Annotated in this window: 1 pseudogene; it reads left to right on the top strand. The window is 39.1% G+C overall.

Features of this window, described 5'->3' with window-relative positions:
- Nucleotides 1-281: pseudogene (locus tag ACX6CF_RS26660) on the top strand (hypothetical protein); the annotation flags it as partial.

The following is a 281-nucleotide window of genomic DNA, read 5'->3' as shown; positions in this document are numbered from 1 at the left end:
GATAGAGTTGGCTATACAGCGCCAGGTGTTAATGGTCCATGTTCGGTAATATCAGAAGCTTTTGAAGTAGCTCAGATACATCCTGACTCAATAGGTTATGTTGAAGCTCATGGTTCAGGTACACCAATGGGAGATGCTATTGAAATTGAGGCCATAACACAAGCATATAGTTACTATACAGATAGAAAAGGTTACTGTGCGTTAGGTTCTGTTAAGTCCAATATTGGTCATTTAGAAATGGCATCTGGTGTTACAGGACTTATAAAAGCAGCTTTATGTGT

The sequence above is a fragment of the Vallitalea sediminicola genome, from assembly GCF_054408565.1.
The sequence above is the reverse complement of the archived record's forward strand: the minus strand, read 5'-3'. Positions and strand labels throughout refer to the sequence as shown.